At 48.1% G+C, this 26,172-nt stretch carries 23 protein-coding genes and 2 riboswitches; of the genes, 16 read left to right on the top strand and 7 right to left on the bottom strand.

What is annotated here, in order from left to right:
* Window positions 1-14 precede the first annotated feature (14 nt).
* Window positions 15-1,310: a glutamine synthetase family protein gene (locus KNO65_RS00735; protein ID WP_047795294.1), complete on the top strand. Its 1,296-nt coding sequence runs from the start codon at window positions 15-17 to the stop codon at window positions 1,308-1,310.
* A gap of 41 nt (window positions 1,311-1,351) precedes the next feature.
* On the opposite strand, the gene KNO65_RS00730 is transcribed toward KNO65_RS00735, so the two are convergent.
* The 3 genes from KNO65_RS00730 to KNO65_RS00720 all read right to left on the bottom strand — a co-directional run bounded on the left by KNO65_RS00730 (window position 1,352) and on the right by KNO65_RS00720 (window position 5,602).
* Window positions 1,352-2,845 carry a peptide MFS transporter gene (locus tag KNO65_RS00730; RefSeq protein WP_214781192.1) on the bottom strand — a complete coding sequence of 498 codons (1,494 nt, stop codon included), beginning with the start codon at window positions 2,843-2,845 and terminating at the stop codon, window positions 1,352-1,354.
* Between the two features lie 143 nt (window positions 2,846-2,988).
* On the bottom strand, window positions 2,989-4,233 hold the full coding sequence (locus KNO65_RS00725; protein WP_031423648.1) for an MDR family MFS transporter: 1,245 nt from the start codon (window positions 4,231-4,233) through the stop codon (window positions 2,989-2,991).
* Window positions 4,234-4,501: 268 nt separating this feature from the next.
* The gene (locus KNO65_RS00720; RefSeq protein WP_214781190.1) at window positions 4,502-5,602 is read right to left on the bottom strand and encodes an AI-2E family transporter; all 1,101 of its coding nucleotides are present in this window, start codon (window positions 5,600-5,602) and stop codon (window positions 4,502-4,504) included.
* Between the two features lie 158 nt (window positions 5,603-5,760).
* Window positions 5,761-5,860: riboswitch (SAM riboswitch) on the top strand.
* Between the two features lie 78 nt (window positions 5,861-5,938).
* Between KNO65_RS00720 and KNO65_RS00715 the strand changes: the two genes are divergently transcribed.
* The 5 genes from KNO65_RS00715 (at window position 5,939) to KNO65_RS00695 (ending at window position 10,848) form a co-directional block, all read left to right on the top strand.
* Window positions 5,939-7,114, top strand: a complete 1,176-nt coding sequence (locus tag KNO65_RS00715; RefSeq protein WP_214781188.1) for an aminotransferase class I/II-fold pyridoxal phosphate-dependent enzyme — start codon at window positions 5,939-5,941, stop codon at window positions 7,112-7,114.
* Window positions 7,111-8,127, top strand: a complete 1,017-nt coding sequence (locus KNO65_RS00710) for an iron-containing alcohol dehydrogenase (RefSeq protein ID WP_214781186.1) — start codon at window positions 7,111-7,113, stop codon at window positions 8,125-8,127. The genes KNO65_RS00715 and KNO65_RS00710 overlap by 4 nt, the downstream gene beginning before the upstream one ends.
* Window positions 8,128-8,168: 41 nt before the next feature.
* Window positions 8,169-8,273: riboswitch (SAM riboswitch) on the top strand.
* A gap of 73 nt (window positions 8,274-8,346) precedes the next feature.
* Window positions 8,347-9,168 (top strand): MetQ/NlpA family ABC transporter substrate-binding protein, encoded by an 822-nt coding sequence (locus tag KNO65_RS00705; RefSeq protein ID WP_214781184.1) that lies wholly within the window; start codon window positions 8,347-8,349, stop codon window positions 9,166-9,168.
* A gap of 11 nt (window positions 9,169-9,179) precedes the next feature.
* Window positions 9,180-10,214 (top strand): methionine ABC transporter ATP-binding protein, encoded by a 1,035-nt coding sequence (locus KNO65_RS00700; protein WP_214781182.1) that lies wholly within the window; start codon window positions 9,180-9,182, stop codon window positions 10,212-10,214.
* Window positions 10,186-10,848 carry a methionine ABC transporter permease gene (locus tag KNO65_RS00695; protein ID WP_012726344.1) on the top strand — a complete coding sequence of 221 codons (663 nt, stop codon included), beginning with the start codon at window positions 10,186-10,188 and terminating at the stop codon, window positions 10,846-10,848. Before KNO65_RS00700 ends, KNO65_RS00695 begins: the two co-directional genes overlap by 29 nt.
* Before the next feature lie 29 nt (window positions 10,849-10,877).
* Here KNO65_RS00695 and KNO65_RS00690 read toward each other — a convergent pair whose 3' ends face one another.
* Entirely contained in the window at window positions 10,878-11,273 is a 396-nt protein-coding gene (locus KNO65_RS00690) for a Spx/MgsR family RNA polymerase-binding regulatory protein (RefSeq protein ID WP_012726343.1), read from the bottom strand.
* A gap of 161 nt (window positions 11,274-11,434) precedes the next feature.
* Between KNO65_RS00690 and KNO65_RS00685 the strand changes: the two genes are divergently transcribed.
* From KNO65_RS00685 to KNO65_RS15750, 5 genes are all read left to right on the top strand, one after another.
* Window positions 11,435-11,818 (top strand): DUF302 domain-containing protein, encoded by a 384-nt coding sequence (locus tag KNO65_RS00685; protein WP_214781180.1) that lies wholly within the window; start codon window positions 11,435-11,437, stop codon window positions 11,816-11,818.
* Window positions 11,819-11,917: 99 nt separating this feature from the next.
* On the top strand, window positions 11,918-13,216 hold the full coding sequence (locus tag KNO65_RS00680) for a hypothetical protein (protein ID WP_214781178.1): 1,299 nt from the start codon (window positions 11,918-11,920) through the stop codon (window positions 13,214-13,216).
* A complete protein-coding gene (locus tag KNO65_RS00675; protein WP_214781176.1) occupies window positions 13,213-14,469 on the top strand; it encodes a hypothetical protein in 1,257 nt (418 codons plus the stop codon). Before KNO65_RS00680 ends, KNO65_RS00675 begins: the two co-directional genes overlap by 4 nt.
* Window positions 14,466-15,767, top strand: a complete 1,302-nt coding sequence (locus KNO65_RS00670; RefSeq protein WP_214781174.1) for a hypothetical protein — start codon at window positions 14,466-14,468, stop codon at window positions 15,765-15,767. The genes KNO65_RS00675 and KNO65_RS00670 overlap by 4 nt, the downstream gene beginning before the upstream one ends.
* Window positions 15,768-15,924: 157 nt before the next feature.
* The gene (locus KNO65_RS15750) at window positions 15,925-16,830 is read left to right on the top strand and encodes a methyl-accepting chemotaxis protein (protein ID WP_214781172.1); all 906 of its coding nucleotides are present in this window, start codon (window positions 15,925-15,927) and stop codon (window positions 16,828-16,830) included.
* Window positions 16,831-16,851: 21 nt separating this feature from the next.
* On the opposite strand, the gene KNO65_RS00660 is transcribed toward KNO65_RS15750, so the two are convergent.
* Window positions 16,852-17,505 carry a M48 family metallopeptidase gene (locus tag KNO65_RS00660; RefSeq protein ID WP_074036996.1) on the bottom strand — a complete coding sequence of 218 codons (654 nt, stop codon included), beginning with the start codon at window positions 17,503-17,505 and terminating at the stop codon, window positions 16,852-16,854.
* A gap of 116 nt (window positions 17,506-17,621) precedes the next feature.
* On the opposite strand from KNO65_RS00660, the gene KNO65_RS00655 reads away from it, so the two are divergent.
* The 3 genes from KNO65_RS00655 to KNO65_RS00645 are packed head-to-tail and all read left to right on the top strand — an operon-like array spanning window position 17,622 to window position 21,197.
* Window positions 17,622-18,794, top strand: coding sequence for a MalY/PatB family protein (locus KNO65_RS00655; protein WP_214781163.1), 1,173 nt, complete (start codon window positions 17,622-17,624; stop codon window positions 18,792-18,794).
* A gap of 55 nt (window positions 18,795-18,849) precedes the next feature.
* Window positions 18,850-20,061, top strand: coding sequence for a hypothetical protein (locus KNO65_RS00650; RefSeq protein WP_214781161.1), 1,212 nt, complete (start codon window positions 18,850-18,852; stop codon window positions 20,059-20,061).
* Entirely contained in the window at window positions 20,058-21,197 is a 1,140-nt protein-coding gene (locus KNO65_RS00645) for a hypothetical protein (RefSeq protein WP_214781159.1), read from the top strand. The genes KNO65_RS00650 and KNO65_RS00645 overlap by 4 nt, the downstream gene beginning before the upstream one ends.
* A 62-nt stretch (window positions 21,198-21,259) precedes the next feature.
* On the opposite strand, the gene KNO65_RS00640 is transcribed toward KNO65_RS00645, so the two are convergent.
* Entirely contained in the window at window positions 21,260-22,273 is a 1,014-nt protein-coding gene (locus tag KNO65_RS00640) for a tyrosine-type recombinase/integrase (protein ID WP_214781157.1), read from the bottom strand.
* A gap of 15 nt (window positions 22,274-22,288) precedes the next feature.
* The gene (locus tag KNO65_RS00635) at window positions 22,289-23,332 is read right to left on the bottom strand and encodes a GGDEF domain-containing protein (RefSeq protein ID WP_214781150.1); all 1,044 of its coding nucleotides are present in this window, start codon (window positions 23,330-23,332) and stop codon (window positions 22,289-22,291) included.
* A 340-nt stretch (window positions 23,333-23,672) separates the two neighbouring features.
* Here KNO65_RS00635 and KNO65_RS00630 point away from each other — a divergent pair, with 340 nt between their 5' ends.
* Both KNO65_RS00630 and parE read left to right on the top strand, forming a co-directional pair.
* A complete protein-coding gene (locus tag KNO65_RS00630) occupies window positions 23,673-24,077 on the top strand; it encodes a CoA-binding protein (RefSeq protein ID WP_074037001.1) in 405 nt (134 codons plus the stop codon).
* A gap of 126 nt (window positions 24,078-24,203) precedes the next feature.
* Window positions 24,204-26,171, top strand: a complete 1,968-nt coding sequence (gene parE / locus KNO65_RS00625; RefSeq protein ID WP_074037925.1) for a DNA topoisomerase IV subunit B — start codon at window positions 24,204-24,206, stop codon at window positions 26,169-26,171.
* The last annotated feature ends 1 nt before the right edge of the window (window position 26,172 follow it).

Below are 26,172 nucleotides of genomic sequence, written 5' to 3'. Positions count from 1 at the left end.
GGTTTTAACGAATCATGGCAAATCTATTCGGAACAGACAAGGATGACGCAAAAAAGAAGCAACAAGATATTGAGAAAACGGTACAAGAGAAAAACATCACCCAAATCCATCTATATTTCTCAGATGTTCTCGGTGATTTAAAACTCTTGACGCTTTCGGCAAAATTGTTGCCTGAAGTCTTTGAGGGAAAAACGATGTTTGACGGTTCTTCAATCAACGGGTTCTCTTCCATCAAAAACTCAGACTTATTCTTGAGACCGGATTTAGATCGTCCACGGTATGAGCAAGACGGCGAGGAAAATATTTTGGCATTCTTCTGTGACGTATGCACTCCGGAGGGAGAGCGATATGAATACGACCCACGTAATGTATTGAAGGATGCACTTGAACGTGCAGCACGTGATGGCTACTCGGTATTCGTTGGGGCAGAGCCGGAATTCTTCATCTTTGACGAGAACGGAGAATTTTATGACGAGGCCGGATATTTCTCGACACGTTCAGAGGATAAAGGATATGAAGTGCGACAGCACATCGCGAACCGTCTAAGCGGTGTCGGGTTCAATATTGAGGCTGTTCACCATGAAGTCGCTCCTGCGCAACATGAGATTGGCATCAAGTATGATGACGCACTCCATACGGCGGATAACATTCAGTTCTTTAAAGAAATCGTCAAGATTGCGGCGAAGGAGAAAGGGGCATCCGTCTCATTCTTGCCAAAACCGTTGCGTGATGTGAATGGTTCTGGAATGCACTTGAACATCTCTGTCTGGAAGAATGATGAGTCTGGAAATCCGACGACCAACGCGTTCGACGAAGTCGATGCGGATTACGGATTGTCGAAAACGGCGCGTCATTTCATCGAGGGAATCTTGAAGCATGCCCGTGCCACAGCAATCTTCACGAATCCACTACCGGAATCATACGAGCGTCTCGTTCCTGGATTCGAGGCACCTGTCAATATATGCTGGAGCCCATCGAACCGCAGTTCGATGATTCGAATCCCCGCTTCCCGTGGAAGTGCGACTCGTGTAGAGGTCCGAAATCCTGACCCGAGTGCGAACCCATATTTGGCACTTGCCGCGCTCATTTATGCGGGACTTGAAGGAATCGAGCAACAGCTCGTTCCGTCTTCTCCGAACGAGGATGACTTGTTCGAGTATTCTGCGAAGCAAATCGAGAGCCAAGGAATCGCATCACTGCCTGCGACATTCCATGAATCGATTCAGTCACTGAAACAAGACAACTTCCATGACTACTTTAACCACAATATGATCGATCGCTACTTGTCACTCATTCAAGTGCGAAAATAAAAATGACGCCAGCCGATTGAATCGGCTGGCGTTTTTGATGATTAATGGATCCCACGCATATACACTTTGATTTTCGGTGCAAGTGCGAACAGAATCAAGCTTAAGATGATGGCGACGCCACCGATCACGCCGAAATAGAGCATCTCATTCTCAGGCGTGTAGAACTTGACCAGCTGTGCGTTGATCCCTTGCGCAGCAGCGTTCGATAAGAACCAGAGCGACATCGTTTGAGCCGAGAAGGCAGCTGGTGCGAGTTTTGTCGTGGCCGACAAACCGACCGGTGACAAACTGAGTTCTCCCAACACGACGATGAAATAGCTCAAGACGAGCCATAATGGGCTGACGAGGGCATCCGGACCACTGAAGTAAGCAGGGAGTAGGATGACCAAGAAACTGATTCCGGCAAACAAGATCCCGAAAGCAAACTTCGTCGGAATGCTCGGTTCGCGGTCACCAAGTCGGACCCATAACCAAGCGAAGATCGGTGCCAGTAAGATGATGAACAGTGGGTTCAGTGATTGGAACCATGCTGGTGACAACGTGAATCCAAAGAACTCTAAGTCAGTCCGTGTATCAGCATAGCTCGCCAAAATCGTTGCACCCTGCTCTTGGATCGCCCAGAACATGACGGAGGCGATGAAGAGCGGAATGTAGGCAATGATTCGCGAGCGCTCGACCTCAGTCGTTTTCGGACTGCGATACATGATGATGAAGTAAATCGTCGGGATCGCAATACCGAACACCCCGACGAGTGAGATGAACGTATTGATCGTGAACCATCCGAGTGGAATCAAAATTGCAAGCAAAATGGCAATTCCGATGGTGACAATGCTGACGATTTTTACCGTTTTCTTTTTCTCATCAGGCGTCAACGGATTCGGTACATACGAACCAGCTAAGCCGAGGTTCGTTTTTCGTGTCAATACGAAGACGACGAGTCCAACGAACATCCCGATTGCCGCGAGCGCAAAGCCCCAGTGGAATCCATAGTCTTTTTGCACTTGACCGACGATGAGTGGTGAAATGAATGCCCCTAAGTTGATACCCATGTAGAAGATACTGAATCCAGCGTCACGACGGCGATCCGTCTCGCTGTACATGTCTCCGACGATACTTGATACGTTTGGTTTCAATAATCCGGTACCAATGACGATCAACGCCATCGAGATGAACAAGAAGACGACGCTACCTGGAATCGAGAGGACGATGTGTCCGAGCATGATGAACACACCACCGTAGAAGACCGCGCGAGACGTCCCGAAAATCCGGTCTGCAAGCCATCCCCCAATGACCCCAGACATATAAACAAGCGCGCCATAGACGGACATGATTGAGAGTGCGACGTTTCGGTCTAGACCGAGTCCTCCCTCAGAGACTTCATAGTACATATAGAATACGAGGATGGCCCGCATGCCATAGTACGAGAAACGTTCCCAAAACTCAGTGAAGAATAAAGTGAACAACCCTTTCGGTTGTCCGAAGAAGCCTTTTTGTGGAACACTGTCCACGATTGTCTGTTTATCGATCCTTTCCATGAAAGATCCCTCCTTAACCGTTTTATCATAAAAAGGATTATTATGATTGTAAAGTGAATTGAATGATAATTTCAAATTTTAATAAAGATGAAAAGAATGAAAAGACCACACTTCCGAAATCAGAGAGTGTGGTCAATGAGCGGTTAAGCCGTCTTTTGCTTTGCTTCCGTCGCTTGGACATGACGTCCGAGCTGCCAATAGATGATGCCTGATAAACAACTCGCTCCACCGATGAGGATCAAAGCGATGTGTCCGGCACGATTGTCAAAAAAGACACTTGCGATGATTGGTGCCGTGACACCGCCGATCAGCCATTGGATACTCGCTGCACCGTTATAGGCACCACGCATATTCTCCGGTGCGATCAAGGCGATGAATGTCTGCTGAACAGGGGACATGATCATCTCACCTAACGTATAAAACGCATATACGGCGAGTAAGATCCCGACGAGTGGCACGTAAGGGGTATCGAGTGCGAACAAGGCTCTAGGCACAATCGCAAGCAAGATCATACCGATACCAAATACGGTCGCTCCTGCTAACATGACCTTACCGAACGGCTTGTTCCCGAGTTTTGAAGCAATCGGGAACTGGAAAAGAACTACCATGATTCCATTCAGTGCTAACAGATACGGAAATGGGTTCTGTTGTGCGGTATACGTCGGGAGCGATTCTTTTAAAAAGAGTGGTAGCATGCTCTCGACGACGGAGAATCCCATTGATATGAATATACCCGCAAAGATGAAGACGAGAAACACGCGATCGTTATAAAAGACGCGCAACACTTCCCGGTTGCTTGGAGTCTCATCTTCCGTAAACTCGGGCAACGACTCATGTATGAACGTGCCGAGCGCAATCGCATATAGTCCAAAGACGAATGCCGCCGCAAAGAAGATGAGCTCGCGGTCGATGAACAGCACCGCACTACCAAGAAGTGGACCGAATGCAGCGCCGATGTTATGTCCCATCCGTAAAAGTCCGAACGCTTCGTTCATATGCTCTGGCTCCGTGACATCGGCGACCATCGCGCTTGCGGCAGGGTGGAAGAGCGAGTTCGTCAGTCCGAGCATCGCGTTCAATAAAAGAAGCGGCCAGAACGAGTCGGCGAACGCAAATCCGATGAGGGCAAGTGCGTCCCCAATGATTGCGATCATCATGATTGGTTTTCGACCATACAGGTCTGCTAGACGTCCTCCGATCATCGAACCGAGGAGCGCCATGATTGGGCCAGTCGCCATGATGATTCCGACTTGAAGGTAGCTATCTAACTGGTCACTATAGTAGAGAACAAGGAATGGGGCAATCATGAACATCATAATTCCCGTAATCGTTTCCCCTAAAAAACGAATCCAAATGTTGCGGTCGAGCCGCTTGAGTGATTGAAACATACAGGTCACCTGCTTTATTTAATTTTAGACACAAAAGGGACGTCATATGCATGAAGGCATACGACGTCCCACGTTGTTTATGCATGCCTCGATAGGCAGGCGTCTTAGATATGAATCAATCGAAGAGGTGCCTGCCAATCAGTATGAACTTGAGTGAATGGTTTCGAAGATACTACTGACATGGGAACCTCTCCTTTCTGTTAATTGTGTTCTTCTCCTCAACTGTATGACACATTTCCTCAATGTGTCAACAAATTTATGAGGTGAATCAAAGTAATTCGTTTAGATTTTTTCGGTTCAGTCGATAATCGATGAGGCGAGACAAGACGACTTGAATCATGGCCGTGATCGGCACGCTCACGAACATCCCGATGAGGCCGAACAGGCTTCCTCCGATGATAATCGATGTGATGACCCAAAATGGTGTGATGCCGACACTATCTCCGAGAATCTTCGGTCCGAGCCACAATCCGTCAAACTGCTGTAACAAGAAGATGAACAAGAGTACCAATACGGCGGTGAACGGATCATAAAAATAAGTGATGATAAACGCCGGGATCATCCCGAGTAGCGGTCCGACATATGGGATGAAGTTTAGGACGCCGACGATGACTCCGAGAAGTAGGGCATATGGGGCCCCGATGATCAAGAGTCCGATGACTGCTAGCACTCCAATAATCAGACAGTCGAGCGACTTCCCAATAATATATCGCTTAAAGATATAATCCATTTCTTGAAAGATATCGATTGTCGTCTTCGCAGTGCCGACGGGTAATAGCGCATAGAGAAGACGCTTGAACATACGAGCGAAGACTTCTTTGTCCTTTAACAAATAGATGGAGATGACAATCCCAATCAAGAAGTTGATCAATGTCATTGTAAAACTAGAGACATAACTAACGGAAGAGAGGACGGCCGTCTCGACCCATCCAGAGTAACGATCCTCGAAGCGCGCAAAATCAATCGCTTGGGCGATCGTCGCGTTATAGTCTTTCAAGTAATTGTTCACTTCACCTAAAAACACGTCGATTTGACGGATATAAACCGGTAACTCATTGATGAGTGATGACAGACTCGAGTAAATCCGCGGGAACAACATAACGACCGAAATCGCCAAGAGGCCGATGAACGTGATATAGACGATGAGTAATCCTTGATATCGCTTCAAATGGAACCGTTCTTCAATGTAAGAGAGTACGGTATTGAGTAACAAGGCGATGGCAATCCCCATGATGACGGGGGTCAGTAACTGAAACGTGTATTGTAAGACACGTGAGATGGTATCTGGTTCACTGATGACCCGCCATAAGACGAGCAAGATCAGTCCGATTACACTCAGTTTCCAAATAAGTTGACGATTAAGCTCCAATGCTCTATCCCCTCATACAAATATAATTTTTCTACTCTTTTACTATGAATGTTTTTTGAAAAGGATTCAATAGATGTTCACCTTGAAAAAAAAGTTTGACACCGTTGGGAATGTCTGGTTAACTTAGGGACATACAAAAATTACATAACGAATGACACTTTCTATCAAGAGAAGCGGAGGGACTGGCCCGATGAAGCTTCAGCAACAGATTGCAAAATACTGTGCTAATTCCAGCAAGGTGACCTTGAGAGATGGAAAGGTGGTTGACTACATACGTCTGTATCGAGCACCCCTTTCCTCAGGAAGGGGTGTTTTTTCGTATGAGGAGGACCCATCATGGCAGACAGACGTTCCAAGCTATTAAAATCGTTACCGACACAACACTTTGTCGGATTAGCAGAAGAAGTCGCGGCAGTCGAGGCGAGTGGCAAGACCGTCATCCGACTCGGACAAGGCACACCCGACTTACCGACACCAGCTCCAATTTGTGAAGCGCTTGAACGAGCATTGACAGACCCGACGACCCATCAATACGGACCGTTCCGAGGACAGACTCGACTAAAAGAAGCCGTGGCCGCATTCTATCAACGTGAATACGGAGTCGACCTCGACCCAGCAAAAGAAGTGGCGATTTTGATTGGCAGCAAATCGGGTCTCATCACTTTGCCTCAGTGTCTTCTTGAGCCGGGTGAAGGCATCTTGCTCCCGAACCCTGGCTATCCCGATTATATCTCGGGAGCGCGTCTCGCCGGAGCGGACATCATCGATTTAACGTTGAAGGAAGAGCACGGCTATCTCCCAGATTACGCAACGCTCGATCCGCTTCATGCACGACTTATGTATTTGAACTACCCGAGCAATCCGACCGGCGCTGTCGCGACGCCAGCCTTCTTTGAGGAGACGGTTAAATTCGCCACAAACCATGATCTGATGGTCGTACACGATTTCGCCTATGGAAGTATTGGCTTTGATGGGCATGTCCCGCCAAGTTTTCTCCAAGCAGACGGGGCAAAAGAAATCGGGATTGAGGTGTATACGATGTCGAAGGCGTTCAACATGTCGGGATGGCGTGTCGCGTTCGCAGTCGGAAATGCAGATATCATCGAGGCGATCAATACGTACCAAGATCATGTCCACGTCTCTGTGTTCTCTGCCATTCAAGAGGCAGCCATCGTGGCGTTAGAATCCCCGCGTGACATACGTGACGACCTAGCCTCGCTTTACGAAACAAGACGAAACCGATTGATTGATGGGTTACGCCGGGCAGGGTGGGAGATTGAGGCACCAAAAGGTTCTTTCTTCGTATGGGCGAGAGTGCCTGAAGGCGATGCAAAATCATTTTCGACGAAGTTACTACATGAGGCGGGCGTCGCCGTCACACCGGGCTACTTTTTTGGAACGGAGGGGGAGCACCACATCCGCTTTGGTCTCGTCTCGTCTGAACAGAAGATTGATGAAGCGGTAGAACGGATTGAGAGACTGTTTGCAGCCTATGAGGAGGTCCATCAATGATTCGACAAGCGGTGCTGGAATACGACCATTCGAACGATGCGCTCGATCAACTTTACTCACAGATTGGGAATCGGGATGCACTCGTTTTGAAAGGATTTAACGGATACGGTGAAGCGATTCGCGTGTCTCCTCGTCTAGCAGAAATTCCGAGCGTACGATTCAAGGGGGAATGTTCAGACGAAGAAGTCGAACGACTAAAAGCGCATCGACCTGACGTCTGGATTGCCGTCGGTGGCGGTAAATTGATTGATACGGCGAAGCGGATTGCATTTACCCAGTCGGTCCCGCTCATCGTCATTCCGACACTTGTGTCAAACTGTGCCGCCTTCACCCCGCTCAGCGTGATCTATGGAGAAGACGGTACATATTTACGATATGATACGTTCCCCGTCGTCATCGAGCGCGTCATCGCGGATGAACGACTGTTACGTGATTCACCTTACGACTATTTTAAGGCTGGTGTCATTGATACGGTCTCAAAGTGGTTCGAGGCTCGATATATTAGCGGAACAACATCAAGGGACGCAGGGATTCAGTCGGGGCTCTCACTTGCGGCGCAATGCGGAGCGTTGATGGATTTGTCCATTCGTGAAGATGATTTTCGCCATTATGGCACGGACATCCGATCTATCGTCGATCATGTCCTCGCCATCGGTGGTGCCGTTGGTGGATTCGGTAACGCCGGCACCCGAGTCGCCGTCGCCCATGCGGTGCATAACGCACTCAGTCGTTTTGATTCGACGCATCATTGGTTGCACGGGGACAAGGTAGGCTTCGGGCTGATCGTTCAAGAACGATTGACCTCATCCGAAGACGCCTCAATCCTTGAGAATTGGCTACACGCCATCGCCGCTCCGACGTCACTTGACCAACTTGGGATTCGCTTTGATCAAGTCGATGAATTGGTCGATTATGTCGTCGAAGAAATGACGATTCAAGGCATTCACAAGATTGAAGATGCTGAACGATTAAAAGAAATTTTAAGAAATCTTCAAGAAATAGTTTACAAATAATTCTTTTATCAGTAATATAATAACAAAATAATAGAACCGATTGCTTATCAAGAGTGGTGGAGGGACTGGCCCGATGAAACCCGGCAACCAGATCAGAAATGATCATGGTGCTAATTCCAACAGACGAAACGTCTGGGAGATGAGCGTGTCCGACTTTCACGTGTCGTGCCCGCCGCTCTTTTTGAGTAGCGGGCTTTTCATTTGGAGGAGGAATCATTCATGAACATCAAACAAAAAACAATTTTGGCAGGTACATCTATCCTTGCGGCCATCGCACTCTCGGCGTGCGGACAATCCGAGGCGAGCGAGACGCTAAGCACGAAAGAGCTAACGATCGGCGTGACTGGTGGACCACACGAGCAAATCGCCGAGAAAGTACAGGAGCTCGCAAAAGAAGATGGGCTCGAAATCGATATCAAAGTATTTAATGATTACAACACCCCGAACACCGCTCTCGACGAAGGAAGTCTCGACGTGAACAGCTATCAGACGCTCTCGTTCCTCGAACTGCAAAAAGCGGACAAGGGATATAAGATTGACGACGTCTTCAAGACGGTCGCTTTCCCGATGGGGCTCTATTCAGAGAAATTGACGGATATCAAGGACTTAAAGGAGGGCGATAAAGTAGCCGTCCCGAACGACCCGGCGAACGAGCTCCGTGCGCTACGATTATACGAAACGGCCGGACTCATCACGTTAAAAGAAGGATTGACGGATAAAGCGACGAAGCGCGACATTGCTAAGAATCCGCTCAACCTCGAATTTATTGAACTTGAAGCATCCCAACTGCCGACGCAACTCCCTGAAGTGGCACTCGCAGCCATCAACACGAACTTCGCGATGGGAGCGGGTCTATCCATTAATGAAGATGCCCTCTTCCATGAAGATACGGTCGATAACCCGTATCCGAACTATGTCGTCGTCCGTTCAGCCAATAAAGAAGATGAAGTCGTGAAGACGCTGAAGTCTTACTATCATTCAGATGAAGTACGTGCCTTCATCGAAGAAGAATTCAATGGTTCGGTCGTGCCGGCATTCTAAGGAGGGGTCTTATGATTGAACTGAAACAAATCACCAAGGAGTTCAAGGTCAACGGAGACACGATCACGGCACTTGATGATGTCTCCCTCACGATTGAGAGAGGGGAAATCTTCGGAATCATCGGACGAAGTGGTGCCGGTAAGAGTACGCTCATCCGGATGATCAATCTTTTGGAGCGCCCGACATCAGGTGTAGTCGAGATTGAGGGACAAGATATCACGCTCCTCAAAAAGAAAGGGTTGTCGACGTTACGCCAGCGAATCGGTATGATCTTTCAGCACTACAACCTGCTGAAGACTGCGACCGTCGAAGAGAATGTCGCCATCCCGCTTCGTCTCGAAGGTCTCGGGAAGCAGGTCATCCGTGAACGGGTCGACCGCTATCTCCAAATCGTCGGACTGAGCGAACATCGGAACCATTACCCTGAACAATTGTCAGGTGGACAGAAACAACGTGTCGCCATTGCGCGAGCGCTCGCCCACGAGCCTGATATTCTCCTCAGTGATGAGGCGACAAGTGCACTCGACCCTGAGACGACCGAGTCGATTTTAGAGTTACTGCTCGAAATCAATCGCGAGCTCGGATTGACGATTTTCTTGATCACACATGAGATGGAAGTCATCGAACGAATCTGTGACCGGGTCGCCGTCATCGATCGTGGCCAAATCGTTGAACAAGGACACGTACTAGACGTCTTCTCCAATCCGTCACACGAGACGACCCAGAAGTTTCTTAAGACAAACCTCGACGTGCCGGAAGAAGTCGTCTCGGAACTCCAGACTCGGGGAACGCTCGTCCACTTGTCGTTCATCGGCAGTCAGACAGAACAAGCAGTCCTGGCACAATTGACCAAGCGGTTCGGCATCCTTCCGAACATCATCGGAGGCGGAATCAAGAAGTTAAAGGCGGGGCTTGTCGGAAACTTACTTGTCCATCTTGACGGGGATCATGATCAAACGGAATTCGCCGTCCGTTATTTGAAGACGAGCGGCGTACATGTGAGGGAGGTGTCAAACCATGCAACAGTTTTGGACAGACTGGGGTGACTTAATCTGGACAGGAACGGTTCAAACGTTGACGATGACGAGCATCGCGCTTTTGATCTCGACCTTGATCGGATTGCCGCTCGGGACGTTGCTCGTTTTGACGAGACCGAATGGCAGACTCGCAAACCGATTCGTCTATGGTGGCTTATCGAGCGTTATCAACGTCATCCGTTCCATCCCGTTCATCATTCTGTTGTTCTTCATCTTGCCGTTCACACGGTTCATCATGGGGACGACAATCGGCGTGCAGGGCGTCTTGCTCCCCTTGATCGTCTTCACCGCCCCGTATATTGCGCGACTCATGGAGTCGGCACTACTCGAAGTCGACCGCGGGGTCATCGAGGCGTATGAAGCGATGGGCATCTCGACGAGAAAAATCATCTGGTATGTGTTAATCCGTGAAGCACGTTCTTCTATCGTTCTCGGATTGACGATTGCGACAATTGGATTGATTGGAGCGACGGCGATGGCGGGACTCGTCGGGGCAGGTGGACTGGGGGACATCGCCTATCAATACGGACACCTTCGTTTCGAACCGGAAGTCATGTACGTGACCATTTTCGTCCTCATCCTCCTCGTTCAGTCCATCCAATCCTTCGGGAATCGACTGGCGGCAAAATTGAAAAAGGCATAAAAAGAATCGTGTCGTGAAAGCGACACGATTTATGCGTTATGGAGCAGACGTTTCAGTTCAGCGATGCGGTCATGTCTCGGGATGAACGTCCGAATCTCTTTTTCACTGAAACCGACCTGGATGCGATGATGGTCGAAGACGATCGGACTTTTCAGGATTTGAGGATTCGAGGCGACGAAGCTATATAGCTCACGAATCGACATCTCATCTAGTTTCTCTGCCGCTTGTTTATAGACACTCTTTTGGACCGACAACAAGTCCGTCGTCCCATTTTCCGTCAGGCTCAACATCTCTTTGAATTCTCCGAAGGATAAACCTTGGTCTGTCAATTTCTTTTCGATGAAGGGAATTTTTTGTTCCCGTAACCAATCAATCGTTTTTCTGGAAGAACTGCAGCTCGTATGCGTGAATACCGTGACCGTCACGACAACCACTTCTCCTTTACATCAGTTTGGTTCTAACTATTATCTCCTTTTATACGTTCGAGTGCGTGATTATGTTTCAAATCACATACAGTTTCTTTTTGATTGAGCATGACTTCGTTCGGGTACAGATTTCATGAGTAACCAGATAAGGAGGAATGAAGATGTTTGATTATACCGTACAATCTGACCGTACCGTGGATGATGTTGTCATTCGTCTCGGAGAAGCATTGAAAGAAGAATCATTCGGGGTGCTCTGGGACTTTGATTTGAGTGAGACGCTCGAGAAAAAGGGAGAGGGGATTGATGGGAAGTATCGTATCTTAGAAGTATGCAATCCGAAGGCGGCAAAAGAAGTGCTGTCGCAACAATTAGAAGGAGGCTACTTCCTTCCATGCAAAATCGCGGTGTTCGAAAAAGAAGACCATACCCAAATTGGTATGCCGAGACCGACTGAATTAATTCGCCTCATCGATGACGAATCGTTACAAGCCGTCGCGTTAGACGTCGAGTCCCGATTGCAACGTGCCATCGACCAAAGTAAATGATTGTTCTACCATCCGCTCATGAAACGTGAGCGGATTTTTTTCGTATAGGATAGTTAGATAATGGTAAAATTGGATGATGAGATTATAGGAGGGGATATTTTGTACAAAAGAGGAATCATGATGTTACTTAGTGCTTCATTTTTAAGCGCTTGTGGGGCATCTAATATAGAAGTCATTCAACTAGATTACATAGAGGATCAATGGAACGTGGAAAGCTATTCAAAAGAAGGAGAGATGATTAAAGTTCATGAGTCAAAAGAAGTATTGGCTGCATGCGAAGGGGAGCGTGCAACCGAATTAAAGGGTGACATCACGGTATATCAAACGGCGATTGCAGGGAGAACCGAGCCTGTTTCAGCCATGACCCCATATACGATGAAAGTCGTGACGTACTTAGAAGGTGACGAACGGTATGCCGTATGTCGTGAAAGCTACACGAATCAACTGATGGCGGAAGCGATTGACTCGTTTCCAGACTTTGTGAATACAAGTGACGGAATTCGACTTCCACGACTCCCTCGTATTCATCAGACATCTTCTGCGTTACAAGACAAGTTGGTGGAAGCAGAAGGATTGGATTTTGACGGGAATTCCATCACCTCGTTCCCGCATACGTTACTGGAAATCGAACCGGCGCTCTACGGCGAACTTGAAATGAAACTCGGTGGCAAGGTGATCCGTTATCCGATTGCGCAGTTCGAGCCGCGAGGATTTGAGATGCCGAATCAACAGATTGCCATCGGATATGATAAAAAGACGTTTCGTCCATATATTCTTTACTCGTTTGACGGTCAATTTTTCATGCCTCAACCGATTGAGTTTGATGAGTTAGAGGACCCGGAGTCAAAAGAGAATACCGTCTTTTCCGAGTTAGAGATCAAGACTGTCGCGACAGCTCGTGAACTGAACGAAGAAGAGGAAACTCCGTTCTATACTTTCTCGTATCTGAAAAACGGGAAACATGTGACCGAAACGATGACGATTCGATTCGCTCCTGGCTTGTTTTTAAAAGAAGGAGAAGAACCAGATCCGATGTTTGAGGATTGGTTGCCTGTTGAAGAAGCCGGGCCAAGGGTCATCGTCCATCGCAAACCATACGATGGAGGGGCGATGGAATTCGCAGAGTATAGTGAGGCCACGAAAGAGGAAGCGAAAGAATTGTTCGACATCATCAATGAGGCAGACCCCGTCGATCGCCGCGGAGAAGATTCAGAATATCGATATTTGACTTTAACAGACGGTTGGAAGGGTCAAGTGTTCGAAATCAGCCATCAAAAACGTTCGAAAAAAATTGATATCTATTTAACGGACCCGCTCCGCGATCAAACATTTAAATTATCGAGCGAAGGAGCGGAATCGTTCTTAGACATATTTCCGCGCCTAAGGGAAACATTATGAAGCGAATCCTTATATTCATTTGCTGTATTGGTTTGATGACAGGTTGTGATGATGAACAGATGGATGTCGTAAAGCTAGATTACATATCGGAGCATTGGAATGTGAAAGATCTTCAATCAGGTCATATGGATGCCAAGTCGGTGATTTGGACTCCTGATTTATTGGATGCGTGTTCTGGTAAAGCAATTTCACGAATCGAAGAAGACGTCACCGTCTATCATTCGTATGAATTGAATCGAAAGTTCGATGATGCACATAAAAACGTGATGTATATGGAAGGAAATCGACCATACGCCGTTTGCTATGACAGTGCTTCTGAACAAATCAGGGCAGAAGAGATAGATGAATTCCCTTACTTCGTTCATACGGAAGAAGGGATCGACATCTTGAGTACGCCAACGATTCGTAAAGGTACACATAAAGAATTGAAACAAATGGAACAGAAAGACCAAGGTCATTACTATTCTATGCCCGTCCGTCTCCTCGAGGGGACGATGATTCATGTGACACCCTCATTATATGGCCAAATCGATTTAACGATTGGAGATCAACAAGGACTGTTCCCCATTTCACATTTAGAGCCATTTAGTGCCCAATCGGAAGAAGTAGGAATCGCGCTTGGGTATGACGAACAATCGAAAGAAGCGTATTTTTATTATGAGAAAGAAGATGGATTGACGACCATACTTCCTTTAGTCGTGTGGAATGAAAAAGAGCATAAACACATGCCGATTCAATTCGAAGGGCTACAAGTAGAACAGGTACTTCGGGAAGACATTCTTAAACCTGGTGTCAAGACGCCTCTCTACACGTTCTCCTTCATTGAAGATGGGAAACGTGTGAATGAGGAGATCAGTTTAACTTATTTGAATGGTGAATTTTCGACACATGATCCTGTTCAAAACGCGAGCGATTCAAATGGTCCATTCGTTTATGTTCATGAGAAGCCATTAAACGGTGCGCTCGATATTCAGTACCCAAACGTGCTAATGGCTGAAGAGAACGACATATCAGATCTGATGAATGCGATTGATGACGCAATACCTGTCAAACGTGCTGGAGATGTGACTGACTATTCGCGTCTCACGATCATCGATGGTTGGGGTGCTCAAGAATTTCAGTTAAGTTTCAAGGAACGATTCAAAAAAATCGATGTCTATCTGACGGACCCGCTCCGCGATCAAACATTCAAATTATCAAGCAAAGGAGCGGAACGGTTCTTGGATCTATTTCCGGAGGTGAAAGAGTCATGATGAAACGAATGCTATTGATGTTAAGCACAGTCGGGATTTTGTCGGGTTGTGCTGGAGAACAGATGGATGTCGTAAAGTTGGACTATATGCCTGAGCAATGGAACGTGGGCGATTTGTATTCGAATCAGATGGATGCCGAGTCGGAGACGTGGTCGACTGCAATTCTCGGCGCTTGTACGGGTGAACCGCTCACTCAGATCGAGGGGGATGTAACGGTTTTCAATTCATATGCGGTGAATCGGAAAGTCATGATATCAGATTATGATCCGAGCTCATATAAATTGGTGACTTTCTTGAAAGGAAAAGAAAACTACACCATTTGCTATGACGGAGACTATTCCAACATGAAATTAGGGAAGATTGATGAACTACCGGACTTCCTTGATTTATCAGCAGGTATCGAAGTTCCGAACGTCCCGAAAATGAAAGCGGGTACGAAAGAGGAAGAAGAAGTCGCAGAACAGAGTGACCCATCCGAGTACCTCGGGATGCCCATCAACCTGTTCAAAGACACGATGGTTCATTTGACTTCTCCCTTGAATGGCGCGATTGCGTTAACAGTAGGTGAACAGGAAGGAATCTTTCCCATCTCAACCATTGAACCATATAATGCGCAAATGGGAACCGCAAAGATTGCACTCGGATATAATGACAAATTGGAAGCCGCCCACTTCTACTTCGAAACTACGAACGGTACGACATCCATTCAACCGTTCCTTGTATGGGATGAGAAAGACGGCGCACATGTCCCCATCCAGTTCGAAGGATTACAAGTCGAACGGGTCCTCCAGACGGATACATTAGAGCCGGGAGTTAAGACACCTCTTTACATATTCTCATACATGAAAAATGGAAAGCGTGTGAAAGAAGAAGTCAGCTTGACGTACACGAAGGGCGAGTTTGCCACGAAAGAGTCCATTAAAGAATCTACTGAAGCAGGACTCATTGCAAATCCTTCCGTTCCGCGAGGTCCGTTTTTCTTTCTCCATAAAAACCCGTTAGATGCGGAGGCCACATTGAATTATCCGGATACATTGCGTGCGGCTGGAATCGACATGTCTGATTTGATGAACGCATTTGAGGAGGCAGAACCGGTGGATCGAGCTGGAGAAGTGGGGGACTATCCCATTCTCACCATCATAGATGGATGGAAAGGGCAAGAGTTTCAGTTAAGCTTCAAGAAACGGTCTAAAAAAGTAGATGTCTATGTGACGGATGAAACACGAAACCAAACGTTCAAACTGAGCAGTGCAGGGGCGGAAACGTTTTTCTCCTATTTTCCTGATTTAGATGAGTGAAAGGCGCCCTCGGCGTCTTTTTATTTGGTAAATACTTCAAAACCAAGATATTGACCTTCTGTATAAAAAGAGAGTAATGGAATGTTATGGGATACGTTACACTGAAATTCACGATTTCGTACGAACATCCTAAGAATAAGAAAGGTTGCTATCTATAATGAGTACTTTGAACCAAAAAGGAATTCAATCTGCAGACGTTTTTCAATCCATTGAAACGAATATGGCGATGATTCTATTTGATCGTCAACGCCGGGTCGTCGATGTGAACGATACGTTTGCGAAAGCAATGAAATATAGACGCGAGGAGATGATTGGCATGCAGCATCACTTGTTCTGCCCTTCTTCCTTTGTCAATAGTCCAGAGTATTCGGCATTTTGGGAGAAATTATGGAATGGTTTCAGTTTCTCGGATAAAGTGGAGCGTGAGAATGCAAAAGGGGAAACCATTTGGCTCGAGGCGACGTATATGCCGATTTTTGAAGGAGATGATGTCATCGGTGTCGTCAAGATCGCATCGGACATCACCGCACGGCAACAAGTGATTGAGGATTATGCGTATCGCTTTAAATCGATGACCGATGTGCTCGACGAACGGGCGAAGACAGGCATGCAAGACACGAAAGTATTGAATGAAACGATTGAAAAGCTTGCGAAAGATGCCGCGGACAACCTCCATGCCCTTCAGAACTTGCGTCGTCAAGCCGATGACATCGCGAAAATTGCCTCGTCGATCAAAGAGATTGCGGCACAAACGAATCTATTGTCCCTGAATGCTGCCATCGAAGCGGCACGAGCAGGTGAACACGGGCTTGGATTTAATGTGGTTGCGACTGAGGTCCGCAACCTCTCCCGTATGGTTGAACGTGCGGTCATCGACGTCAACTCGAACACGGAAGGGATGAACGTCGAGCTTCGGAAAATTGTAGAAGGTGTCACTGCGTCCAATCAAGAGATTCAGTTAAGTGCAAAAACGATGGAACAGACGATGGAGCGATTCCAAACGTTCGAGCAGGCAGCAGCCGAGTTACATGATACGGCCGACACATTTACATCCAACCTGTGAACCGATTGACCCTACACGGGGTCAGTCGGTTTTTTTGAGTCGTAACGTATGTCCATGTCGTTTCAACCAATCTTTTGCTGTAGCGGTATTCGGATAGATCGTTTGTAACGTGCTCCAAAAAGAAGGGGAGTGATCGAAGTGAACGAGATGCACCCATTCGTGAGCGATGACGTAGTCCATCATCTCTTTTGGCGCCAGCATGAGGCGAACATTAATGGAGATGGTTCCATTCGAACTACATGATCCCCAGCGTGTCTTTTGGTGACCGATACGAATCTTTTTCGCTTTAACGCCTAAGATCTTTTCATAAATTGGTGCCCGCTCGATCGCATAGTGTAAGGCACGTTCACGAAGCCAAATCTCATACTGTTTCCAGAGTGTAGCGTCGTCCCATGCTTCCGGAACCCAAAAAGACGTGCCGTCATGCCGAAGCGTCCGCCCGCTGTCTCTTCTGACCGGGTAATGCTCTCCGTGAAGCACAAGTCCGCGATCAAGAACGGACATCTGTTGAGGAAGATTCTGCAACGTCTCACGAATCCATGTGTCGTGCTCTTCTAGTGCGCGGTCGACGAGACGTTTTGGCAATCGTGCCGGGACTCGGAGTTCGATTCCTTCCGGTGTAACATAAAAGGCAGCTCTTTTTCTTCGTTTATTTCGAATGACGGTAACACGCATTGATGTGCCTCCTTTCTTATCTCGATCGAGTATAACGAAGTCGGCAAAAAACTGCCATGCTTTTTTTGGCACGTAGTCGAATCAACTTTGATACAGTAAGAGGAGGAGGGATGAACATGAAATCAATTTTACAACAACAACTTGAACGTAAAGGGACGAATTCGGTGAAGTGGGATGGGTTGGAGCGATGGTTCCGTTTGTCAGAAGACGTGTTACCGCTATGGGTAGCGGATATCGACATCCGTACTGCACCGTCCATCTCCGAGGCGCTCGCTATAAAAGCCGCTCAAGGGGAATTCGGGTATACATTGTTCGCACCTGAAGCGCAAACAGCGGTGAGCGATTGGTACGGCCGACGTCACGATTTAATTGTTGACCCGAACCATGTGTTATTCTCTAGCGGTGTCGTGCCTGCGTTGACGCATATCGTCGAGGCGTTGACTGAAGTCGGAGATGGCGTCGTCATCCAGTCACCTGTCTATCCACCATTCCACGAACTCGTTGTCGGTTCCAAGCGACAAGTGTTCGATGCCCCGTTGAAAAAAATTGACGAGCGCTACGAGATGGATTTTGTCGCACTCGAGGAAGCGATGAAACAAGCGAAACTCTTCCTACTCTGTTCCCCACATAATCCAGTTGGGCGTGTCTGGACGAGAGCAGAACTAGAAAAGGTCGTAGAACTCGCGGATCAATATGAGGTGATTGTCGTCGCTGACGAGATTCATGCAGATTTGACATTCCCGTCTCATAAACATACCGCAATCGGCACACTCGACTCGCGTGTCATCACGGTAAGTGCGCCCTCAAAAGCATTTAATATCGCCGGATTATTTGCGTCCTACATCATTTGTCCGGTCGATGAGTGGCGGAAGCAAATCACGAAAGTACAGAACAAACATCATGTGCTCCCGACACCGTTCGCGAACACGGCTATCATCGCCGCGTATACCGACAACCGCGCGGAACGTTGGCTCGACCAGTTGCGAGAAGAATTGGAGCAACAAATGAATGACGTGGTCGATTCCATCGAATCAAACCTTCCGATGCTCCATACGACACGTCCGGAAGCGAGTTATCTGCTTTGGCTCGACTTCTCGGAGTTTCCGATGTCAGCCGAGGAGCGGAAGTCTTGGCTGCATCAAGACGTCCGAATCTTCTTGTCACCGGGTAGTCCGTTCGGTCCTCAAGGTGAATCATTCGAACGGATGAATATTGGGACACGTCGTGAACTATTGGACGAGGCGATTCAGCGACTGAGCGCGCAAATGGAACGAAAAGCGTTTGTGTAAAACGAGAATCGGGAAAAATTCACAATGAGATGATGAGAGAAAGCGAGTGGATGGGATGGAGACGATCAACTGGAAGAAAAAGATGGAGGAACAGTTAAGGCGTAGCGGCTTCACCTTGCAAGTCGAAAACATGTCCAATATCCGCTTGACTGAGATTCATGCGAGTTCTTCTCCGTTGATCTCTTATCCGCTCCGAGTTCGTCTATATGAGCGGATGGGTTGGCTCATGTGTACGGTCGATTCGCCAACGCTCAATCGGAATGAAGATCATCCGTTATTTGAACGCATGGTGACCGCCGTCTTTGAACGAATTGTGCGTCACCTGTATAACGGGTATGGTTTTCACATTTTGACGTTCATCGGAGATACCGGAAATTACATCGCCCCAAAAGATTCGGAGACAGGGGAGGTCGTACGCCTCGTCGCACACCTTTGGAATGACCGTTCGTACATTCACCTCGACACCTTCGAGGAGTATCCCGCCTTATATGTGACGCCACCGTGGGCACATCAAGCCTATGCCATCGAAAGCACAGACGATGAGTGGGTCATCTACGCGGGGAGAGGGGGAAGGCCGTCGACCGATTATCGTGCTGACGGTGTTGAATTGAAACCTCATCGTCTATCGGATGGTGAGCTCTTCTTCCCGGTGGATCGGATTTCGAAAGAGAAAGGAACCCTCGCCCTGGCCGAATGGCTTCGACTCGAAAGGCGAGAAGTCGAGGACTTTATGATGTCCTTCATGCAGACAATCCGGAAGTTCGATCCGTCATTTGGATTCGCATGGGGTGGGACCGAAACCTTTTTTCATGGTGTACCGGTTGAACCGTACGCGCAGGTGCTTAGGCTCGAAAGTGGGAAACGTCGCTATCGCGTCATGAACAATACGGCAAAACGACTATTTGCCGCCTCGGACGACCCGAACGAGTGTCTGAAGGAAGTGAGTCGAACACTAGGGACGATCACGCTCCCTGAACGGCGTGTCTCAGCCCTCGGTCAATTGATCATGGGAATCTGGCAACAGTTTGAGACCGATGAAGAGACGTACATTCAAGAAGTCGCGTTTCGAGACATCTCCAAATTCCAAATGGAAGAAAAGATTGGACATGCTCTCGCGAATCAACAACGGATTCGCTGGATCGACAAGAATCATCCGCATCAGGATGTGATCGAATATGCTCATCTACGGATCACGTTCCCGAAACGACCACCTGGGCTTGTTACAGTCGAACCCGCTGAATCCGGACAAGAGAGAGGTGCTTTATGAGAATCGTTGACGCACGAGCCATGCCAATCGATCATGAAGATGTGATCGCCGTTACCCCTTCCTCTGTCTACTATCGCGAGAAGATGGATCGAACGACATTCTCGCTCTATCGCTTTGACGAAGAGGACGGCGTGATCACACAATTGAACCGGAGGGAGTACGCGGATTATGGTTATCCCAAGCTTTTCGTCGATGGAGACATCGTCTATTTTATAAATGAGGTCCCGGAAGGTGAAGGGGTGGTCAAGACAGAATTGATCGCCTTCTCTTACAAGTCAGGCACCGAAGAAGTTATCACGACGTTTGAGAAGCGTGGGAATAGCACATTGTTCTGGGTATTGGATCATCGTTACTTCCTCTTTTTGACGGCGTTTGAATCATCGGATGAAGCATGGCTTTATGACCGGGTGACCAATCAACGGGAGCGTATTCGAGATGAGCGCCTCGTCGGTAAGACGGAACGATTCCGAGAATTATATTTGTTTACGACCACATTCGCTGGTGTTCCATACATCGTCTGTAACGCAAGACTCGATGAGTTTGACTATTATAATGCACTCGATGATGGGCGCATCTCTCCTGACGACCCGATTGACCATTCCGAGGCACTCTTGATTTGCCCACTCGAAGAGGCGGTCGAGGCGATATGGGATCAACGGGATGAATTGCCATTCGATGATATTCTCCGTCTCCAAGGGGAAGGGGACACGGTCCAATATCTAGGAGAAAATGAAGGGACGCTTCGATTCTCCGCATTTGTTGACGCGTTGAATGAGGAGGTCATCTATGATTTGACGGCTCCCGATGTCTTGCATGAAGTATCGGTCGTCGATTGGGGTGCCTATGAACCGATTGATTTCACATACGATGATATTAGTTCGACGATTTTCATCAAAGTCGATGAGACTGATATGCACTCAGAAGTCATCGACCTAGCAACCGGTGCGCGTTATATCGATGTGAAACCGTTCGAACGCGTCATCGGTCACCGCTATCTCGTCCATGAATATACGGAAGGGCTAACGAGCGGTGTCGTGATCTTCGATTTGAAATCTGAAGAACGTTTCGCATATGACAATGCCTATTTTATGGTCATCGATGATGCCATATTGATATTGTCAATGTCTAGCATATAAATATAACCACCACCCATCATATAGGTGGTGGTTATATTTGGATATATAGTTTACATAACATATTATTGTAAACCTGATATTGCGTGTTTTTTCCGTTCGTCTCCGATATGGGCATAGACTTGTGTCGTTGCTACAGATTCATGTCCGAGAAGCTGCTGAATCGTGAGCACATCGACCCCGCCCATCGCGAGACGTGAGGCGAAGGTGTGACGCAACTTATGCGGCGTCACCTGTTTATGGCTCAAGAACGGAAGGTAAGGCTTCAAACGGTCAATATGACCTTTCAACATATGTTGAACCGTTCGTACAGCGATTCGATTTCCCTTCTCATTTTGGAACACCGCACCTTCGCTCGACGCGTGGCGATATTCAGAGAGGAGCGGAAGAAGTGGTCCTGCGATGGGGATCAATCGTTCCTTGTTCCCTTTACCGATGACCCGAATCGTCCCGGTCTCGAGATTGATATCGGACCAATTGAGTCCGGCAAGCTCGGATACGCGCATACCTGTTAGTCCGAGTAACTGTATGATTAAAAAATCACGTGCACGATTCAGTTCGTACCAACTCGCCTCGCGATTCGTCATGCCGACGTTGCTACGTACAAGCGTCGAGAAATCGAGCCATTCCGATTCCGTCAAATAAACGGGATTCCGTTTGCCGCGCTTCGGACGTTCCACGGTTTGAAAGGGATTCACCGTCGCTTGATTGGTCTCGATTAAGTAATTGAAGAGTGACTGTAACGTTGAAAGCTTCCGATTGATGACGCTTGGAGCGTTTTCGAGATCGAGGGCAAGATAAGTCGCATACGCTTCTGCACCGGCATGGTCAATCTCTGTGAATGATCCCAAGTCAATCGTTTCAGACTCTAACTCGGTACCGCTCACGCGCTCGACCCAACGAAAGAAATCTAAAACATCATACACATAGCGTTGGGCCGTCTGTTTGGAGTAGTGCTTTGCTGCTAAATGATGAAAAAACTGTTGGATGAATGCGGGTAGTCGGTGCAACCCGTTCAACTCGAAGCGTTTCGTCGTCGTCGGTGTCTGCCGCTGTCCAAGTTGACCGAAAATACTCATGGAATGCCCCTTTCTTCATGTGGTTCTCACTTGATTCTTTCCGTTGCGCTTCCCTTCACGAAGGAAGTCATCTGCCTCTTTTATAATCTCTTCTACCGTATCGTGACCAGTACGAACCGCAAGTCCGAATGTCATTGTGACCTGAAGTCTTTCCCCCGCGTAATAGAGAGGGATTGACTCGATTTGCTGTCTCAATTGTTCGGCGATTGTAAGGAAGTTATCGCATGGACTCGAAAAGAAAATCAGGAATTCCTCGCCTCCCCATCGGACTACAATGCCGTCGACGTCGGATAGGATGCTGGCGACTTGTTGTAGCACCCGGTCCCCACAATCATGTCCGTAAGTCTCGTTAAATGATTTGAATCGATCGATGTCACCGAGAACGATTGCATACGGAACGCCTTCATGAGCGGCTTTGTCGATTGCTTTAGAAACTTGTTCATGCCCAACTTTTCGGTTCAATAGTCCGGTCAATCCATCCGTAGACGCTAGGATTTGCAATCGCTCATTAGATTGTTCGAGTTCATCTGTCACTTCGACAACGGCTGACTCAAAGATAAAGGAGAGCCCTGCAATCATCATCACGGTCGATAGGATACAAAAGAGTCCGAGCGCTTGTTCTATCTGTATCGGTAAGGTCTCGATGCCGTCAGATACATAGATGAATAGAAGGCTATAAATCAGCATGGCAATGGCCGTGGTGAAGATGCGTTGGCCTCTTGATACGCTTGGCATGAAAAAGACACCATAGGCCATCATGAGGATGAAATAATGCATGTTGATCTCCCAACCGAGAATGACGGTCGAGATGACGGCGTTGTAAACGACTTCGATAAAAAGTCCGGTAAAGAAGATGCCGTACCACCGTCTATGTACAAAGTAGAATGAAATCGTATAATAGATCACACTCAAGCCATTTGATAGGAATAAGAGAATCATATCCAAACGATAAAACAAGATGCAAAATAGGAAGTGGACCAACCAGGCGATGACATTGCCGTAAAAAGTAATTCGTTCGTTATATAGTGTTCCTCGACGAGTTTCATAGGTTGTTCCCATCACACACCTCCTTTCTTTTAGTATAACGAAACAATGATTAAATTTGTATAAAAGTCCATAAAGTGGCCTCAAAAAACGTATTGTTTTCGTATCTATCATTGCGTGAAATAGATATTTCACGCAATGTACATGAATTGCGTGATTGTATCTCAATCGAGTGGTTAATCGACTGATTGGTTTTATAGCAAAATAAATGGTAGACAATAATTTGTTATGTAAACCATATTGGTTTGTCTTGAAATTGTAATGTTGAGTCATTATACCTTATGATGAAAATAAGACTTGAAACAGGAAGGAAGGTAACGTTACACTGTAAACGTAAACCAAAGGGGGATTTTGGATGGATGATCAGCGTTTGAAGCAACTTTTGTCTGAAGCGAAGACCATCGCGGTCGTCGGTGTGTCCGACAACCCGAACAAGACGGCCAACCAGATTGCGGAGTATTTGCTTCGTGTCGGGTATACCGTCATCCCTGTCAACCCGATGCTCGAGGAGTGGAACGGCCGTAAGGCGTATCCGTCCGTCGAGAGCATCCCGGGTAGAATCGATATCGTCGACGTGTTCCGTCGCAGCGAATTTTTAGCGGGCGTCGCGGAAGATGCGGTACGACATGGGGATGTCGGGCTCGTCTTCAACCAGCTCGGTCTCTCAAGTGCTGAGGCGGAGCAAATCGTGCGTGACGCCGGGCTCGATTATATCGAGAACCGCTGCCTGTACGTGGAGCATGCTCGTCTACTCGGATAAGACCTACCTCCTTGGTAGGTCTCCTTTTTTTCAGCGATGGCTGACAAGGGAGGCTTGCCAGAATCGATGAACAGCTATACAATAGGAAAGAAAAACGAACGTGTGTTCGAAATTGAGGTGACTGCTATGTCAACAGATCTATTTAATTACAATGAAGACGCCATCCAGGTGCTCGAAGGACTCACGGCCGTGCGGAAACGACCGGGGATGTACATCGGGTCAACCGACCATCGCGGACTTCACCATCTCGTCTATGAGATCGTCGACAACGCGATCGATGAGGCGCTCGCCGGGTTCGGCGGTCAAATCGATGTGACGATTCATAAGGACGATGCCATCACGGTCCGTGACCACGGCCGCGGGATGCCGACAGGAATGCACGCCTCTGGAAAGCCTACCCCAGAAGTCATTTTTACGGTCCTTCACGCTGGAGGAAAGTTCGGACAAGGCGGATACAAGACGTCTGGTGGACTCCACGGCGTCGGTGCTTCGGTCGTCAACGCCCTATCAAGCAAGGTCGTCGTGACGATTTATCGTGACGGAAAAGTGTTCGAACAGACCTTTGCAGACGGCGGTGTGCCTCAAACGACACTGATTGAGACAGGCAAGACACGCCAAACCGGCACGAGTGTCTATTTCAAACCGGATGCGACCATCTTCTCAACGACGACGTATAACTATGACACGCTCGCCGAACGCCTCCGTGAATCGGCTTTCCTCTTAAAAGGATTGACGATCACGCTCACTGATGAGCGTACGGAGAAGCAAGAGACGTTCCATTACGAGGAAGGGATTGCCGAGTTCGTCCAATACTTGAACGACGATAAGGCGACACTCCACCCAATCGTCTATTTCGAAGGGGTCGAGAATGAGATCGAGATCGAACTCGCGTTTCAGTTCACGGACGCCTATTCCGAAAATGTGCTCTCGTTCGTCAACAACGTCCGGACACGCGATGGTGGAACGCACGAGGTCGGTGCCAAGACGGCGATGACCCGAATCATGAACGAATATGCACGGAAGAACGGTTTACTCAAAGAGAAAGATAAAAATCTCGACGGCGGCGATGTCCGTGAGGGACTCACGCTCATCGTCTCGGTCCGGATCCCGGAGGAATTCCTCCAGTTCGAAGGGCAGACGAAGTCGAAACTCGGGTCACCGGAGGCACGTGCGAGCGCTGACAGCGTCATGGCGAAACAGTTGACGATCTTCCTAGAAGAGAACCCTCAGATGGCAACGATGCTCATCAAGAAGGCGATTCGTGCGGCACAGGCTCGCGAGGCGGCCCGCAAGGCACGGGAAGAGGCCCGTAACGGGAAGAAAAAGAAACGCTCGAGCATCTTGAACGGAAAATTGACGCCTGCGACGTCAAAGAATGCTGCTAAGAACGAGCTCTTTCTCGTCGAGGGTGACTCGGCCGGTGGTTCAGCCAAACAAGGGCGGGACCGTACGTTCCAAGCTATCCTCCCACTACGCGGGAAGGTCATCAACTCGGAGAAGTCGAAACTCCAGGACATCATGAAAAACGAAGAGATCAACACGATCATCCATGCGATCGGCGCCGGGGTCGGTCACGATTTTGATTTGGACGACTGTAACTTCGACAAGGTCATCATCATGACGGATGCCGACACGGACGGTGCACACATCCAGGTGCTCCTCCTCACGTTCTTCTTCCGTTATATGCGACCGCTCGTCGAGGCGGGCCGCGTGTTCGTTGCCTTGCCACCGCTCTACCGCATCTCAAAAGGGAAAGGCAAGTCCGAACAGTTCGACTATGCCTGGGACGAAGAGGCACTCGAGAAGCTCGTCAAAGTGTATAAGAAAGGCTATATCCTCCAACGCTACAAAGGTCTTGGCGAGATGAACGCGGACCAGTTATGGGAGACGACGATGAACCCGGACACTCGTACACTCATCCGTGTCACAGTCGACGATGCGGCCGTTGCGGATAAGCGTGTGTCTGTCCTGATGGGCGACAATGTCACGCACCGTCGTGAATGGATTGAGGAGAACGTCGCCTTCGGACTCCAGGAAGATGATTCGATCATCGCCAATGAACATGTGACTAAAGCGATTGAGGAAGTGATGTAAC

This window comes from Exiguobacterium sp. S3 (assembly GCF_018617295.1).
Taxonomy (GTDB): Bacteria; Bacillota; Bacilli; order Exiguobacteriales; family Exiguobacteriaceae; genus Exiguobacterium; species Exiguobacterium profundum.
The sequence above is the reverse complement of the archived record's forward strand: the minus strand, read 5'-3'. Positions and strand labels throughout refer to the sequence as shown.

What these genes read in the sequence shown, in the direction of transcription:
- KNO65_RS00660 (WP_074036996.1), bottom strand. Translation starts at nt 17,505, where the DNA reads ATGCGTGTTACCGTCATTCGAAATAAACGAAGAAAAAGAGCTGCCTTT.
- KNO65_RS00650 (WP_214781161.1), top strand. Translation starts at nt 18,850, where the DNA reads ATGGAGACGATCAACTGGAAGAAAAAGATGGAGGAACAGTTAAGGCGT.
- KNO65_RS00710 (WP_214781186.1), top strand. Translation starts at nt 7,111, where the DNA reads ATGATTCGACAAGCGGTGCTGGAATACGACCATTCGAACGATGCGCTC.
- KNO65_RS00685 (WP_214781180.1), top strand. Translation starts at nt 11,435, where the DNA reads ATGTTTGATTATACCGTACAATCTGACCGTACCGTGGATGATGTTGTC.
- KNO65_RS00630 (WP_074037001.1), top strand. Translation starts at nt 23,673, where the DNA reads ATGGATGATCAGCGTTTGAAGCAACTTTTGTCTGAAGCGAAGACCATC.
- KNO65_RS00705 (WP_214781184.1), top strand. Translation starts at nt 8,347, where the DNA reads ATGAACATCAAACAAAAAACAATTTTGGCAGGTACATCTATCCTTGCG.
- KNO65_RS00735 (WP_047795294.1), top strand. Translation starts at nt 15, where the DNA reads ATGGCAAATCTATTCGGAACAGACAAGGATGACGCAAAAAAGAAGCAA.
- KNO65_RS00700 (WP_214781182.1), top strand. Translation starts at nt 9,180, where the DNA reads ATGATTGAACTGAAACAAATCACCAAGGAGTTCAAGGTCAACGGAGAC.
- KNO65_RS00725 (WP_031423648.1), bottom strand. Translation starts at nt 4,233, where the DNA reads ATGTTTCAATCACTCAAGCGGCTCGACCGCAACATTTGGATTCGTTTT.
- KNO65_RS00670 (WP_214781174.1), top strand. Translation starts at nt 14,466, where the DNA reads ATGATGAAACGAATGCTATTGATGTTAAGCACAGTCGGGATTTTGTCG.
- KNO65_RS00715 (WP_214781188.1), top strand. Translation starts at nt 5,939, where the DNA reads ATGGCAGACAGACGTTCCAAGCTATTAAAATCGTTACCGACACAACAC.
- KNO65_RS15750 (WP_214781172.1), top strand. Translation starts at nt 15,925, where the DNA reads ATGAGTACTTTGAACCAAAAAGGAATTCAATCTGCAGACGTTTTTCAA.
- parE (WP_074037925.1), top strand. Translation starts at nt 24,204, where the DNA reads ATGTCAACAGATCTATTTAATTACAATGAAGACGCCATCCAGGTGCTC.
- KNO65_RS00645 (WP_214781159.1), top strand. Translation starts at nt 20,058, where the DNA reads ATGAGAATCGTTGACGCACGAGCCATGCCAATCGATCATGAAGATGTG.
- KNO65_RS00730 (WP_214781192.1), bottom strand. Translation starts at nt 2,845, where the DNA reads ATGGAAAGGATCGATAAACAGACAATCGTGGACAGTGTTCCACAAAAA.
- KNO65_RS00695 (WP_012726344.1), top strand. Translation starts at nt 10,186, where the DNA reads ATGCAACAGTTTTGGACAGACTGGGGTGACTTAATCTGGACAGGAACG.
- KNO65_RS00675 (WP_214781176.1), top strand. Translation starts at nt 13,213, where the DNA reads ATGAAGCGAATCCTTATATTCATTTGCTGTATTGGTTTGATGACAGGT.
- KNO65_RS00635 (WP_214781150.1), bottom strand. Translation starts at nt 23,332, where the DNA reads ATGGGAACAACCTATGAAACTCGTCGAGGAACACTATATAACGAACGA.
- KNO65_RS00655 (WP_214781163.1), top strand. Translation starts at nt 17,622, where the DNA reads ATGAAATCAATTTTACAACAACAACTTGAACGTAAAGGGACGAATTCG.
- KNO65_RS00640 (WP_214781157.1), bottom strand. Translation starts at nt 22,273, where the DNA reads ATGAGTATTTTCGGTCAACTTGGACAGCGGCAGACACCGACGACGACG.